Origin of the sequence: Streptomyces griseoloalbus (genome assembly GCA_014650015.1) — a bacterium.
Classification (GTDB): domain Bacteria; phylum Actinomycetota; class Actinomycetes; order Streptomycetales; family Streptomycetaceae; genus Streptomyces; species Streptomyces griseoloalbus.
In genome coordinates, this window is sequence record BMUD01000004.1 from 229,717 (window position 1) to 244,147 (window position 14,431).

Annotated in this window: 8 protein-coding genes; 5 read left to right on the forward strand and 3 right to left on the reverse strand. The window is 72.9% G+C overall.

Features of this window, described 5'->3' with window-relative positions:
- Positions 1-49 precede the first annotated feature (49 nt).
- The 3 genes from IE178_RS08200 to IE178_RS08210 form a co-directional block, all read right to left on the reverse strand.
- Positions 50-3,478: a glycosylhydrolase-like jelly roll fold domain-containing protein gene (locus IE178_RS08200; protein ID WP_193511773.1), complete on the reverse strand. Its 3,429-nt coding sequence runs from the start codon at positions 3,476-3,478 to the stop codon at positions 50-52.
- 60 nt (positions 3,479-3,538) lie between these two features.
- Positions 3,539-6,103 carry a glycoside hydrolase family 127 protein gene (locus IE178_RS08205; protein ID WP_193511774.1) on the reverse strand — a complete coding sequence of 855 codons (2,565 nt, stop codon included), beginning with the start codon at positions 6,101-6,103 and terminating at the stop codon, positions 3,539-3,541.
- 284 nt (positions 6,104-6,387) lie between these two features.
- The gene (locus tag IE178_RS08210; protein ID WP_193511775.1) at positions 6,388-9,393 is read right to left on the reverse strand and encodes a glycosyl hydrolase; all 3,006 of its coding nucleotides are present in this window, start codon (positions 9,391-9,393) and stop codon (positions 6,388-6,390) included.
- A gap of 192 nt (positions 9,394-9,585) precedes the next feature.
- On the opposite strand from IE178_RS08210, the gene IE178_RS08215 reads away from it, so the two are divergent.
- The 5 genes from IE178_RS08215 to IE178_RS08235 all read left to right on the forward strand — a co-directional run bounded on the left by IE178_RS08215 (position 9,586) and on the right by IE178_RS08235 (position 14,419).
- Positions 9,586-10,242 (forward strand): HAD family hydrolase, encoded by a 657-nt coding sequence (locus IE178_RS08215; protein ID WP_193511776.1) that lies wholly within the window; start codon positions 9,586-9,588, stop codon positions 10,240-10,242.
- A 94-nt stretch (positions 10,243-10,336) separates the two neighbouring features.
- Complete coding sequence (locus IE178_RS08220; protein WP_318279928.1) at positions 10,337-11,503, forward strand: FUSC family protein; 1,167 nt, start codon at positions 10,337-10,339, stop codon at positions 11,501-11,503.
- A 464-nt stretch (positions 11,504-11,967) separates the two neighbouring features.
- Positions 11,968-12,942, forward strand: coding sequence for an SDR family NAD(P)-dependent oxidoreductase (locus IE178_RS08225; RefSeq protein WP_193511778.1), 975 nt, complete (start codon positions 11,968-11,970; stop codon positions 12,940-12,942).
- 80 nt (positions 12,943-13,022) lie between these two features.
- Positions 13,023-14,054, forward strand: coding sequence for an SDR family oxidoreductase (locus IE178_RS08230; RefSeq protein ID WP_193511779.1), 1,032 nt, complete (start codon positions 13,023-13,025; stop codon positions 14,052-14,054).
- A gap of 68 nt (positions 14,055-14,122) precedes the next feature.
- Positions 14,123-14,419 carry a hypothetical protein gene (locus tag IE178_RS08235; RefSeq protein ID WP_184762645.1) on the forward strand — a complete coding sequence of 99 codons (297 nt, stop codon included), beginning with the start codon at positions 14,123-14,125 and terminating at the stop codon, positions 14,417-14,419.
- Positions 14,420-14,431 lie beyond the last annotated feature (12 nt).

Below are 14,431 nucleotides of genomic sequence, written 5' to 3' on the forward strand. Positions count from 1 at the left end.
AGGCCTTCGCGGCGTCGGCGCGGAGGCCCGTCGAGGTCCCGGAACGGGCTCAGACGCGGCGCAGTTCGACCGTGACGCGGCGCCGGAACCGTAGGGTCACGGGGCCGAGCAGGCCGGACGGCAGGGGCTTCTTGCGCTCGTTGGACAGCGTGTTGGAGACGCGGACCCGCAGGGTGTTGCGTCCGGGGCGGAGCCGTTCGGTGACGTCGGCGACGAATGGTGCCCACAGCAGCGGCGGCAGCGCGGTGCCGTTGACGGTGACCTCGGCGACGTCGCGCACGTCCCCGAGGTCCAGCAGGACGCGGCGTCCGCGCAGCCGGGCGGCGTCGACGTCGATCTCGGTGGTGTAGGTGCCGCTGCCGGAGAACAGCGAGTCGTGCACGGTCCAGCTGCCCAGCGGGGCGGTGACGGGGGTGGCACCGTCGCGTTCGAAGGTGAACGTCCAGTCCCCGGTCACCGGGACGGGCTCGAGCGGGTCGTCGACGCGTACGGTGCCGCGGTGCAGGTGGCTGCCGTCGGTGCCGGCGAGGGTGTGGGTGCCGGGCGCGGCGGCCTCCACGGTGGCCCTGAGCACCGCTGCGTGGCGTTCCACGGACAGCACCGGCAGGGGGGAGTCCGTGAGGTGGGGCTCGTGCCGGACGCCGGGGCGCACCACGACGACCACGGTCTGGTAGGGCTCCAACTCCAGCGGCAGCCGTACGCCGTCCTTGGTGCTCCGGTGCAGCGGCGCCGGGCCGCCGGTGCCGGTCTGCGGGTCCCAGATCTGCGGCGCGCCGACGACGGGCAGGGCGGCGACGGTCTCGACCCGTTCGCCGCTCTCGTTGTTGAGCAGGAAGACGGTGTCCGCGCCCTGCCGTACGCGCAGCACCCGGACGGCGTCCCGCGGCGGGTCGAGGACGGCGGCGGCCGTCCCGGCGTCGGTCGCGGCGGCGCCCAGCGCGCCGGTGTCCGCGACGCGTACGGCCTGTCCGCGCCCGAGGGTGCGGCTGCCGGGAACCCGGTCGCCGAAGAGGTCGCGCAGTCCGTGCGTGAGGGTGCGGTCGCCGCCGTCGGCCTCGTCGGTGTCCAGGGCGCCCACCGCGATCACGGTGCCGCCCGCGCGGACGAACTCGCGCAGCACCCGCAGGCCGTCCGCGTCCAGGGTCGGCGTCTCGGGAATCACGACGAGGTCGTAGGCGGCGGCGCCGACCACGAGCCTGCCTCCCCGGACGTCGGCGTGGGCCCGCAGGGCCGGGTCCCCGGTGAGGGCGCCCTCGTGCAGCAGGTCGAAGTCGACCTGGGACCGTTCCAGGGCGTAGGCGGCGTCGGCGAGCGGGCCGTCGACGTCGCCCTGCCGGTCGGTGCCGGTCGACTGCTCGGCTGCGCGCTGCGGTTGCAGCAGCGCGGTGCGGGCGGCGGAGGTGCCGCGGCCGGCCTCCATGAGCCGTCCGATCCACTCGGCGAGCGGGCGCATCGCCCACCACCAGGGCGCGCGCGGGCCGAACGGCGGCGGGAAGTACACGCGGGTCTCGTCGGTCCACAGCGCGTGCAGCACCGTCAGGTTGACGCCGCGGGCCGCCTGCGCGCCCACGGTCGCGTGCACGAACCCGGGGGTGACCTGCCAGCCCATGTTGCCGAACATCTCCAGCAGGGCCCGTTCGCGGCCCATCTGGTGGGCGACGGAGACCGGGTTGCGGGGGATCATGGTGGGCTCGCCGGCCTTGTACTCGGCGGTGATGATGTCGCCGCCGGGAACCTGCGCCCACTGGTTGACCTTGTGCAGGTCGCCGGTGGTGACGATGCGCTTGGCGGGCGCCGTCTCGTCGTAGAGCGGGTTGGTGATGAGGGCGACGCCCCACTCGTCGTACAGCCGTGCCTGCTTCTCGAAGGCCTTGGCGAAGCGGTCGGAGACGGCCTGCCAGAAGCGGCCGCGGACGGTGCGGCCCGCGCGGCCGAGGTCGTCGAAGGCGGCGGCGTAGGCGGCGCCGGGGGTGACTCCGACGGCGCGCAGGGCCCCTTCGAGGGAGGGCGACCACGGCAGGCGCTTGAAGTGGGCCTCGGCGGAGGCGAAGAAGGGCTCGTCGTCCCAGAAGCCGGGGACGACCGTGCCGAAGTACCGTCCGAAGCGGCGGTGGTACTCGGCGGGGACGATGTCCAGGAACAGCTCGACCGGTTCGTCGTCGAGCAGGTCGACGTAACTGCGGCTGTAGCCCTGGGAGTCGTCGACGAGGAGGACCCCGCCGAAGAGGTCCACCTGCCACTCCCCCGCGGGCACCTGCCAGGTGTGGTCGCCGGAGAGCCGGCCGGTGAGGTCGGTGACGTCGGCCGCGTCGGCCGATCCCACGGGGCGTGCGGCAGCGGCGGCGACCGTGAAGTCCCCGGTCGGCAGCTCCTTGTCGGGGAAGGCCCGTGCGGCGGAGGCCTCGTCGAAGGCCGCGTCGTACAGGACGGCCCCGTCGGCGCCTTCGACGGTGAGGTTCTCCCAGAGGGCGCGCTGGTCGTCGACGGCGCGCACGCCGGCTCCGCCCGTGGCGTGGGCGGAGTCCCGGACGGTGCCCTTGTCCCGGCCGTCGAGGGTGACGGACACCGTGTCGGCGCGGACGGTGACCCGCAGGGTGTGGAACTTGGTCTTGTTGAAGCCGTCGGTGCGGGTGCTGCGCAGCAGCTCGGCGGGTTCCGCGCCGGGGGCCAGCCGGTGGACGGTGGTCACGCCGGTCTGGTCGAAGGTGACGGCGTACCCGGAGCGTCCGTCGGCCGAGCCGCGTACGACGAGTCCGGCCGCGCCGTGCTCGGCCTTGGCGCTGCCGGTGACGGTGTAGTCGCCCCAGTCGGCGCTGTCGCGCAGGACGGTGGCGCCGTGGAGGACCGCGGAGTCGGCCACCAGGCGTCCCGCCTCTACCCCGACTCCGGTGCTGCGGCGCAGGTCGACCGTGGCCGGTCCGCGCACCACGGTGGTCGAGCGGGCCAGTGCCTTCAGGCGCAGGTCGGGCCGGGGGGCGTAGGTGCGGCTGCCGACCTGTCCGCCCTTGACGATGAACTCCCCCGCGCGTCCGCTGGGGAAGTGGTCGTCGTTGAACAGCCACACGCGCATGCCGGTGCGCTCGGCGGTGCGCAGGACGTGGCCCACGATGTCGAACCACTCCTCGGTGAAGAACACCGGGCGCATCTCGGCGTTGTCGAAGGAGAAGAGGATGACTTCGTACATGCCCTTGTCCCGGAGGTCCGCCATCTGGCGGTCCACCAGTTCGGGCGTGACGGGGCCGTTCCAGTACCAGTAGACGGTGGGGCGGCTGTCGCGGCGCGGGTCGGCGAAGTGCCGGGGGGAGAAGGCGTCCTGCTGGTGTCCGGCGGGTGCCTGCGCCGCCGCGGCGGCGTGGGCGGCCTCGGGGATGCCGACGGCGACCAGGGCGCCGGTGGCGCCGGCGGCTGCCACGAACCGGCGTCGGGAAAGGGCGCCCTCGGTGCCAACGGTGCGTTCGGGTGTCGCCTCTTCGGGCATGACGGAACTCCTGGAGTGGGTGGTGGTGGGGCGGGCGGACCGTGGGCGCGGGCGCGCCGGTCAGCCCTGGGCGAGCTGCCGGACCTCGTCGGCGGTGAGGGCCCGGTTGCCCAGCCGGAAGTCGCGGAACGCTCCGCTCAGGCGGGGGTGGGTGCTGTTCTGCGAGCGGCCGAGGAAGTTGCGGCTGGTGCGGCCGAGCAGGAGGGGGCCGGCCACCATGGCCGTGTTGCGGCCCGCTTCGGCCCCGTCGATGTAGAGCACGCCGGTGCCGCCGCCGAGGGTGAGTGCCACGTGGATCCACCGGCCGGTCGGCAGCGGGCCGGTGGCGTCGATGACGTCCTCCCGCTCCATGCCGGAGATCTTCAGGGCCGCGCGGGCGCGGCCGGCACCCGTGGTCGCGGCGAGGAAGAGGTAGGTGTCCTTGTGGTAGCCGAGGTCGAAGACGCGCGCGGAGGGCACGAGGGCGTCCACGCGGACGCGTACGGCCACGGTCACCTCGTCGAGGCCGCTGGGCAGTCCGGCGGGGAGCGCGATGTGGCCGTCTCGTCCGTCGAGGGCCACCGCACTCAGGCCGCCGTCGGTGCTCCATGCGGCGCCGCCGGCGAGGGTGGCGTCGGCGAAGGTTCCGGTGCGGTCCGCGGCCGAGGTGCCGGTCCCCTCGTCGAGGGGGTAGTGGGCGACGTCCCGGGCGGGCGTGCGGCGCGGTGTGACGGCCCAGTACACGTTGTAGTGCTGGTGGTGGACCTCGTGGAAGGGGCGCAGCGAGACGCGCCGTCCGTCCGCCACGGCGCTGAACACGGTGCTCCCGCCAGGCGTACGGCGCAGTGTGTCGGGGCGCACGGTGGGCAGGACCGCGAGGTCGGTGTCGCCGTACTCCCCGGCCAGCACCAGCGGGCCGTACGACAGCGATGCCACCTGTGGATTGTCGGGCGCCGGGCGCCAGACGGGGACCCGGGGCAGGACGAGTTCCACGCGGTCTCCGGTGCGCCAGTGCCGCGTGACGGTGGCGTAGGTGCCCGGTTCGAGGCGCGTCCCGGCGGTGCGGCCGTTGACCTTCAGCACGGCCCGTCCCCCGGTCTCGGCGACCCACGCGGGGATGCGGATCCGCAGCGAGAAGCGCGCCTGTCCGTCGGTGACGGTGAGCCGGGTGCGGTCGCCCGTGGGGTACCCGGTCTCCTGGCGGAGCGTCACCCCTGTTTGTTCCCAACGGACTTCGGACGGAATGAACAGGTTGACGTACAGCTCGGGTCGGCGTGTGCCGCCGGTGCGGAAGTAGATGGTGTCGGCGAACTTGGTGTGGGTCTCCAGGCCGGTGCCGTGGTCGCAGGAGAAGTTGTCGTAGTCCCCGCTGTAGCTGCCGGGGGCGGCGCCCAGTCCCCCCTTGGGCTCCCGCTGCGAGCCTGCCCACAGTCCCGTGTAGTAGGTGACGAAGCCGTGGGCCGAGTCGGGGTCCTGCTCGCCGAGCATCTGGTTGTACAGCGTCCACTCGTAGTGGTCCAGGTACTCCGTGCGTTCCGGCTGGTGGCGGAAGAGGTGCCGGCCGAGCTTGAGCATGTTGTAGCTGTTGCAGTTCTCGCAGGTGACCTCCGAGAGCCGGCTGACGATCTCGTCCGGAGGGCCGAAGAGCTCCTTGTCGGAGTTGCCGCCGATGGCGTACGAGTGGTGGCGTACGACGGTGGTCCAGAAGGTGTCGGCGATGTCCAGGTAGCGCCGGTCACCGGTGGCCTCGTAGCTCGGCACGGCTCCGACCACCTTGGCGATCTCCGTGTTGGCGTGGCGGCCGGCGAGTTCGTCGCGGCCGGCGGCCAGGGGCGCGTAGAGCTCGTCGTGGTCGAAGCGCAGGGCGGTGCGCAGGTGCACCGGGTTGCCGGTCTCCAGGTACAGCTGGGTGAGTACGTCGTTCATGCCGCCGAACTCGACCTTCAGCACGCTCTGCATCCGCTCGCGGGACAGCGGCGCCGTGCGCGCCTCGGTCCAGGCGGCCATCTCCAGCAGGACGTCCAACGCCTGCTTGTCGCCCGCCAGCCGGTACTGGTCGAGCAGACCGGCCATGATCTTGTGCAGCGTGTAGTACGGCGCCCACGGCTTCCCGCCGGCCTCCAACTGGTCGAAGACCGACTCGGGGAACGCCGAGAGATAGCCCCGGTGGAATCCGGCCGCCGGAGCCGCCCGCTGGCACTCGGCCAGCGCGGAGACGAGGGAGCGGGCCTTGTCCGCGTAGGCGGTGTCGCCGGTGTGGGCGTGGGCCTGGGCCAGGGCGCTGAGGAGGTGTCCGGTGGTGTGGCCGCGCAGTTGGACGTCGGGGGCCTCCCACCCGCCGCACGGTTCCGCCGAGGTCGGCAGGCCGACGTTCAGCCGGAAGGTGTGCAGCAGCCGGTCGGTGTCGACGAAGAGCAGATAGGCGCAGGTGCGGCGCATGTTGGCGAGGAAGGGGCTGTCGAGCAGCCGGACGTCGGAGAGCGCGAACGCGTCCAACACCGGTGCCGGGCCGCCTCCCTTGACGGGTCCTGCGGGTGCGGCGGCGGCAGCCGGTGCGGTGGTCACCGCCGCGGCGGCGGCCGCGACGGATGCGGTGAACAGGATCTGACGTCGGGACGGGGCGGGTCTGCCGGACTCTGCGGGCATGACACGTGGCTCCCTTCACTGGCAACGGCGGCGGGCTGATAAGGGACGGCGCCGGGAGACCGACGGGAAGATTGAATCGTTTTACTCGACTCGGCGCAGACGCTAAGTGCCGCTCCCGCGAGCGTCAAGAGTTCTCACAAGATGCGAGCGAGACAGCAACTGACACGATGACGTGCACGGCTGTGGCGCCAAGCGGGCATGCCGCGGTGCGGACGGGCGCTCGCACCGTCCGCACCGCGGATACCTCATCGTCGGGTGGAAAGAAGGACGATTGAATCGTTCAATCAGATGGCGGTCTGCGCGTACGGCACCAGCCGCACCGGCCCCACGAGGCCATGGTCCTGGCGGGCGAGGGAGCCGAAGACCTCCGGACGGGTCGTCCTGAGGCGGTTCACGAGCGGCGTCGCCACCTCGACCTCGATCGTGTTCTCGCCGCGCCGCAGCAGCGGTCCGACGTCGATGACGGGGCACAGGCGGTCGGCGGGGCCCGTGTCCCTTCCGTTGACCGTCACGCGGAAGGTGTCACTCACCTGTCCCAGGTCCAGGAAGGCTCCGTGGGAGGAGGTCCAGTCGTCCGGGAGCACGACGGTGGTGCGGTACCGGCCGATGCCGGCGGAGTCCGCCAGTTCGGGAATGCGCGACCAGGGCAGCAGCGTGTCCAGCACCAGGTTCCGGCGCACGGTCTCGGTCCGGGTCACATCGGAGCCCGGGAACCAGTCCTCCACCTGAACATCCCATCGGTCCGGCTCGATCGCGGCCGGCACGGACGGGAGGGTGGTGGTGACCGTGCGGCCCTGGGACAGCCGCGTCCGGTACGTACCCGCCGTACCGGCCCGCACGGTGAGTCCGTCGCGGGTGAACAGCACGTCGTCGGCGTCCGACGAGACGGCGTGCGGACGCGCGCCGTTCCGGTCGCCGAACAGTCCCGGACGCCCCAGTGCGACGATCATCGTCTGGCCCGGCCGGAGCGCGACGCGCAGGGTGATCTCGTCGCCCTTCTGCGTGTAGCGGCCCACCCGTACGGCCTTTCCGGTCCAGGCATCGAGCAGATAGGGCACCGACCGGCGTCCGCGGGTGCAGCGCAGCGTGACGTCGTGGTCGATCGCGGCGACGGGCGGCTTGACGGTCTCGGCGTGCTTGCCGTTGCACAGGTAGTAGAAGTCCGCCTCCTCCGTCACACGGTGCGCGTTGAGGAGCGTCGAGGAGGACGCGTAGCGGGTGTCGGGGCTGACACCGAGGGCGGTGAGGGCGTCGCCGACCGCGGCCTTCTCGGTGACACGGACCACGTTGGACAGGGCGAGCAGGCGGGTCAGGACCTCCCGCAGCCGCTCCGTCTCGCCCGACGCCGGCACACCCGGCGTGAGCGCCTGGTCGAAGGCGCCGAGGAGCACCATGGGCAGCCCGGCCTCGGCGAGGCGGAGCAGCTTGCGGGCGTCGGCCAGGGCGAGGGTCGGGGTGGAGCCGTAGAAGAAGTCGCCCTCGACGAACAAGGCCTTGTAGGCCGGACCGTCCGGGGCCAGGCGCCCGCCGGACACCTTGGCGCTCGGCAGGTCCAGCAGCGGACCGCTGAGGAACTGGTGGGTCCACCCGAGCGGGACGCCGGTCGAGGTGAACCAGGACGCGCCGATGCCCGTGGCGGTGTAGCCGGTCTGCCGGTAGACGGCCACGTCCGCGCGGACCGTGCCGGCCTGCAGGACCTGGTGCACGCGGCCGAGGTAGCCGGAGATGTCCTCGACGTGCCGCCAGGTCGGCTGCCGGGGCCCCCATGACTCGCCGTATCCGGGGGTGCCGTTGTAGGGGCTGAAGGCGGCGAAGCCGGGCCACTGCGCCTCCGGGGCCTTCGCGTAGGAGAACCCGTGCAGGACGGTCTGGTTGACGCCCGCCGCGTAGGCACCGCCCATGGTGCGCAGTACGCGGTCCCAGGTCGTGCTGTAGGCCGAACCGTTGTACGCGCCCGACTCGCAGGAGAGCACGGTGTGCCCGGCCATGTCCCGGCCGCCGGCCAGGCACCGGTAGTCGTCCAGGTTCTTGAAGCCGAGGGACTCCCCCTCGGCGATGTCGAGGATCGCGGCGGACTGAATGGCGTCCGTCTGCAGGCCGTAGGGCTGCGAGCGCAGGGTCATGTCCAGGGTGTGCGCCCAGTCCCGGAGGGCGCGCAGGTGGTGACGGTTGAACAGGTCGGACACGGTGGCCCAGAAGTCGTGCCTGATCTGCCGGGTCAGCTGGGCATCGAAGGCGAACACCTGGTTGCTGTCGTCCAGGACGACGGCGGGCAGGTGGGGCAGCAGCGGGCGCCCCGTGCGCTTCTCGAACTCCTCCGGCAGCCGCTCCGTCCAGAGCAGCCCTTCGGTCTCCATTTCCACGGAGTCCTCGAAGAAGGCACCGCCCGCCGCTGCCAGCAGGCGCCGCAGGGAGTCGGTCAGGATCCGGCGCTCCCACAAGTCCGTGACGGCGGTGGTGCCGGCCTGGCTGAGGTGGTCGACCACGTAGGCGGCGGGGGCGGAGTGCGGTCCGGATTCCGGCTGCTGGCCGGAACCGCGCTGCCAGTAGGAGAGCAGCACCCACTCACCCTCGGCGGGCGCCGTCCAGGTCAGGGCACCGTCGGTGACGTCGGCGGTCAGGTCGCGGACGCTGTCCGGGTCGAGTCCGGTCTCCTTGCGCGTGGAGTGGGCGGCCTCGACACGAGCGGCCTGTACGGCGAGGAGACGCGCACCGGTGACACCGTGGGCTGCCTCACGCACGGGCGGGGGCACCGGCCCCCGGTAGGTGGCGCCGCCGGCCAGGGAGACGCGTCCGTGGACGAGTTCCTTGGCCGCGGCCTCGTCGTCGGGGGTGACACCGGGGACGGCCACCGGCCAGCTCGGGCCGAGGGTGATGTCCACGGTCAGGCCGCGTCGCGCCGCCCGGCGCAGCGCCGCCTCGACGCCGTCGCGCCAGGGTCTGCTGCCCCAGCCGTGCCGGGCGGTGTCCAGCAGCGACTTGTCCCTGATGCTGTGGTGAACGGCGGCGATCTCGACGCCGCCGAAGCCCGCGTCCGCGATCTGGTCGATCTCGCGGGCTATCTCGTCGGTGTCCACGAGACCGTCCGGCCACCACCACCGGAACTTCGGACGCACCGACCGGTCGGGGGCGGCGAACCAGTCGGCGGTGGGCCCGGTGCCGCCCGCGCCGGGAAGTGCGGCGGCGCCGGGCGAGGCCGCTCCGAGGGCGGCCGCGGCCCCCACGGTCACTGCCGCGGCCAGGACCGTGCGCCGGGACATCCCGCCACGCTGCGAGACGGATTCGTACATGAGTGCACCCCAGAGGAGAAGTTCAAAACGCGTTGAATCGTTTCAATCGCTACTAAACGCGGGAACGCTAAACCGCGCGGCTCGGCCTGGTCAAGGTGTAAAGCACCAGGTGTTTTTCGGAAGGCGCCTTCCGGAGTGACGGACGGCCGAGGTGGTACCCGTACGGCACACGAGGAGACGGAGGGACCACCTATGGAACGGGCGGCCGTGTTCGACGTCGACGGCACTCTGGTCGACACCAACCATCTGCATGTGACGGCCTGGTGGGAGGCCTTCCGGCAGGCGGGCCACCGGGTGCCGATGCACGCCGTCCACCGGGCCGTGGGCCTGCCCTCCTCCGACCTGGTCGCCCAGCTGCTCGGCGAGGACCGGGACACGGACCGCGACGGCGAACTGAGCGCCGCGCACAAGGCGTTGTACGGGCAGTACTTCGACCGGCTGCCCGCGCTCCCGGACGCCGGCCGGCTGCTGAAACGATTGCACCGGGAGGGCTGGACCGTGGTGCTCGCCACCTCGGCCGGGGGTGCCGAGCTGAGCGCGCTGCGCCGCGCGATCGACGCGGACGAGGCGATCCGCGCGACGGCGAGCGCCGACGACGTCGAGGAGGGAAAACCCGCCGCGGAGCCCGTCGAGCACGCGCTGGAGCTGGCCGGGGTGCCCGCGGAGCGGGCGGTGTTCGTCGGTGACACGGTGTGGGACATGCGGGCGGGCAGCCGCGCCCGCGTGCGCTGCGTCGGCGTGCTGTGCGGAGGCATTCCGCGCATCGACCTGCTGGAGGCCGGCGCGGACGCGGTCTACGACGACCCGGCGCATCTCCTGGCGTCCCTGGCGGACAGTCCCCTCGCATGAGGTACCGGTGGCATGAGGTCCCTCACGATGGGAGTACCCACAGCGCATGACGTGTATGAAGGAAGAGCTGCGGCAGGGGCACGCCGTCCGGCGGATGGCCCCGGTGACCCGGGTGGCGGGCGCCGTACGGCGTGACGCGCGGTCCTGCGGCCGGGCGGCGCGGGCCGCGTGGCGGGGGCCCGGGCGGGAGCGGGATCTGCTGGTCCAGTCCCTGAAGGCGGCCGGGGCGGCGCTGCTGGCCTGGCTGGTGGCACGGGTCTGGCTCGCCGACCCGATGGCCCTGATGGCGCCCTGGGTGGCGCTGGTCCTGGTGCAGGCCACCGTCTACAGCTCGCTGGTCCAGGCGGCTCGGCAGTTCACCGCCATCTGCATCGGGGCCCTGGTGGCGTCCGGGGCGCAGGCGGTCACCGGCGACACGACGGGCGCCCTCGCGCTGTCGGTACCGGTGCTGGTGCTGCTGTCGAACTGGCCGCGCTTCGGCGACCAGGGCATCTACGCCGCCACCACGGCGGTGTTCACGATCGCCTCGGGGACGGTGAGCGCGGTCGCCGTCGGGCACCGGCTGGGGCAGGCGGCGCTCGGCGCGGTCATCGGTGTCGCCGTGAACGCGCTCGTCCTGCCCCCGATCCATCTGCGGGACGTACGGGAGAACCTGGCGGCGCTCGCCCGGGAGGCGGGCGATGTGCTGCACGCCGTCGCCGCGGATCTGCGCGAGGGCGAGTGGGACGCGCAGACCACCGCCCGCCGGCTCGACGCGTCGACGCGCCTGCACAACCGGGTGGACGCCCTGAGGTCGGCCCGCAGCTGGAGCAGGGAGAGCCTGCGGCTGACCTCGGGCGCCCTGCGCGCCCTGCACCGGGTGCCGACGAAGGCCGTACCCCCGGAGGACGAGGACGAGCGGTTCGGCCGCGTCACCGGCCACGTCACGGCGCTGACCCGCACGCTGGCGGTGGCCGCCGACGAGAAACGCACACCCGCCGCACCGGACGCCGAGGTGCTGCGCTGCTACGCGGAACTGCTGGAGCTCATCGGCGACAGCTGCCGCGCGGAGGCGGACCGGCTGCTGGACGGCGGTGCGCGAACGGACCCCCTCCTGGATGAACGGACCGACGCGGTGATGCGGGACCTGCACGCGAGGCTCCAGGACGGGTTGCGGGAACACGCCGGGCAGGGCGCCGCGCGGACGGCCGTCCTGGGCACACTGCTGCTCCAGGCCGAGAACCTCTGGGCCGAACTCGACGACGGGGCGCGGGGGCGATGACGGCCGCCGGGGCCCCGACGACCGTGCGCCGGTGACACACGTCACCTTCACAGTTCGGCGAGCGCGGAACAGCCGGAGCTGGTTGCCCGTTGAACAGATCGTGGGTGCGGATGGGACAGTGTCCCCGGGCCTCACCATCCGCCCACAGGGACGATCGTTCGGCTGAAGCCCTGTGGAGCCTTCCGCCGAGAGGCGACCGCCATCCGTGCCCACCACTTGGCCGCCCCGGCCGTGATTCCCCCGTCGCGGTCGGGGCTTCCCCTTTTCACCGCACCGCTGCCTTCGTCGCACCGGTGTCATCACGGGCCCCGGTGTCTTCCCGGGGGCGTGTTGTTTTCCCGGGCCCCGATGTTTTCCCGGGGCCTGTTGTTTCCCGGGCGCCGGTGACTTCCCGGGCCCCCGTGTCTTCGCCGCCCCGGGCGTCGCTTGACTTCGAGAACGCTCCAATTCGTAGCGTGACGGACATGAACAACAGCAGCACCGCACAGCACAGGATCGGCTCGGGCTTCGGTGCCCGCAGCACCGCGGACGACGTCCTGCACGGCATCGATCTGACCGGCCGGGTCGCACTCGTCACCGGCGGCTACTCGGGGCTCGGCCTGGAGACCACCCGCGCCCTCGTCAAGGCCGGCGCCCAGGTGGTCGTCCCCGCCCGCCGCCCGGATTCCGCGCGGGAGGCCCTGGACGGCCTGCTCCGCGTCGAGGTGTCCGGGCTGGACCTCGGCGACCTCGAGAGCGTGCGCGCCTTCGCCGACGGCTTCCTCGCGTCCGGACGGACCCTCGACATCGTGATCGGCAACGCGGGAATCATGGCCTGCCCCGAGACCCGGGTCGGGCCCGGCTGGGAGGCGCAGTTCGCCACCAACCACCTCGGTCACTTCGCCCTCGTCAACCGCCTGTGGCCGGCCATCGAGCCCGGCGGCGCCCGCGTCGTCTCCGTCTCCTCGCGCGGACACCATGCCTCCGGCATCCGCTGGGACGACATCCACTGGGAGCGCGGCTACGACAAGTGGGAGGCGTACGGGCAGGCGAAGACCGCCAACGTGCTGTTCGCCGTCCACCTCGACCGGCTGGCCCGGGACCGCGGCGTGCGCGCCTTCTCCCTCCACCCCGGCGGCATCCTCACCCCGCTCCAGCGGCATCTTCCCCGGCAGGAGATGGTGGACCGGGGCTGGATCGACGAGCAGGGCGCACCGCTGAACCCCGAGGGTTTCAAGACCCCGCAGCAGGGCGCGGCCACCCAGGTCTGGGCCGCCACCTCCCCCCGGCTGGACGGCATGGGAGGGGTCTACCTGGAGGACTGCGACATCGCCGAACCGGCCCCGGACGGCGAGGAGCGCACCGGCGTCAAGGACTGGGCGGTCGACCCCGGGCAGGCGGCCCGTCTGTGGGAGCTGTCGGCCCGTCTGACGGGCGTGGACGCGTTCGCCGCGCGGTAGGCCGGCTCCCACGCGATCGGGCCGCGCCGGCAGGGGTACCCGGTCGGCTCCGCGGAGCGTGCGGCCGAGAGGAGCGGAAGGTGAGCAGCGGAACGGGTAAGAGGGTCGTCGTCACGGGCGCCACCGGCAATGTCGGGACCAGCGTGGTACGGGTCCTCTCGGAGGAGACGGAGGTCGGGTCCGTACGGGGTCTGGCCCGGCGGCTCCCCGAGTGGTCGCCGCCGAAGACCGAGTGGTCGGCGGTCGATCTGGCCTCGGACGGGTCCGATCTCGTCGAGGAGTTCTCCGGCGCGGACGCGGTCATCCATCTGGCCTGGGCGTTCCAGCCGACGCACGACCCGGCGAGTACCTGGCGCACCAATGTGCTCGGCAGCATGCGGGTGTTCGACGCGGTGGCCGAGGCGGGGGTGCCGGCGCTGGTGCACGCCTCGTCGGTCGGGGCGTACTCGCCGGGCCCGAAGGATCGGGCGGTGACCGAGTCGTGGCCGACGCACGGCTGGCCGGACGCCGCGTACTGCCGGGAGAAGGCCTACCTCGAGCGGGCGCTGGACACGTTCGAGCGGGATCACCCGGGGACGCGGGTGGTGCGGATGCGGCCGGCGTTCCTGTTCAAGCGGGAGTCGGCGAGCGAGCAGCGCCGTATCTTCGGCGGCCGGTTCCTGCCGGGTCAGCTGGCGCGGCCCGACCTGCTGCCGCTCCTCCCCGACATCCCGGGACTGCGGGTGCAGGTGCTGCACACCGACGACGCCGCCCATGCCTATCGGCTGGCCGTGCTGTCCGCCGACGCCCGGGGCGCCTTCAACCTCGCCGCCGAGCCGGCCGTCGACGCGGACCTGCTCGGGGAGATGCTCGGCACCCGCCGGGTACGGCTGCCGCGTACCGCGGCCCGCTCGGCGGTCGCCGCCGCCTGGGGACTGCGTCTGCTGCCCGCCTCTCCGCATCTCTTCGACGCGGTGCTGAGGCTGCCGTTGATGGACTGCACGCGGGCGCGCGTGGACCTCGGCTGGCGGCCGGTGCGCGCGGCGACGCAGGTGGTGGAGGAGTTCCTGCTGGGCATGCGGCAGGGCGCGGGGGAACGCACGGAACCGATGCGGGGGCGCAAGGTGGGCTGAGCCCCGGGTTTCGCCGGCCCGCCGGGAGGTACCCGCGAGGGCTCATGGAGGAACGAAGGGAGAGCGCCGTGACCGACCATCGCCTCGAAGGACCCGGGGAGAACGGCGTCGGCGTCCCACGGGACCTGCCCGACCAGCAGGCCGGCGCCGGCGAGGACCCCTGGGAGGTGGCGCCCGCCGCCGCGGAGCGGGAGAGCGAGTCCCGTGAGCCGGAGGAGCCGACCGAGTCGGACGAGCCGTCGGAGTCCGGCGGGACCGGGCCCGACGTCCCCGACACGGACGAGGCCGGCACGGGTCGGCAAGGGGCCCCGCACTCGGCGTCCGGCAACCCGGAACAGCCCGTACCGGATGAATCCTCCGCGTGACGCGGAATGACG

Bases quoted from the DNA above. Each gene is read 5' to 3' on its own strand.
- IE178_RS08200 (WP_193511773.1), bottom strand. From the start codon at position 3,478: ATGCCCGAAGAGGCGACACCCGAACGCACCGTTGGCACCGAGGGCGCC.
- IE178_RS08205 (WP_193511774.1), bottom strand. From the start codon at position 6,103: ATGCCCGCAGAGTCCGGCAGACCCGCCCCGTCCCGACGTCAGATCCTG.
- IE178_RS08210 (WP_193511775.1), bottom strand. From the start codon at position 9,393: ATGTACGAATCCGTCTCGCAGCGTGGCGGGATGTCCCGGCGCACGGTC.
- IE178_RS08215 (WP_193511776.1), top strand. From the start codon at position 9,586: ATGGAACGGGCGGCCGTGTTCGACGTCGACGGCACTCTGGTCGACACC.
- IE178_RS08220 (WP_318279928.1), top strand. From the start codon at position 10,337: ATGGCCCCGGTGACCCGGGTGGCGGGCGCCGTACGGCGTGACGCGCGG.
- IE178_RS08225 (WP_193511778.1), top strand. From the start codon at position 11,968: ATGAACAACAGCAGCACCGCACAGCACAGGATCGGCTCGGGCTTCGGT.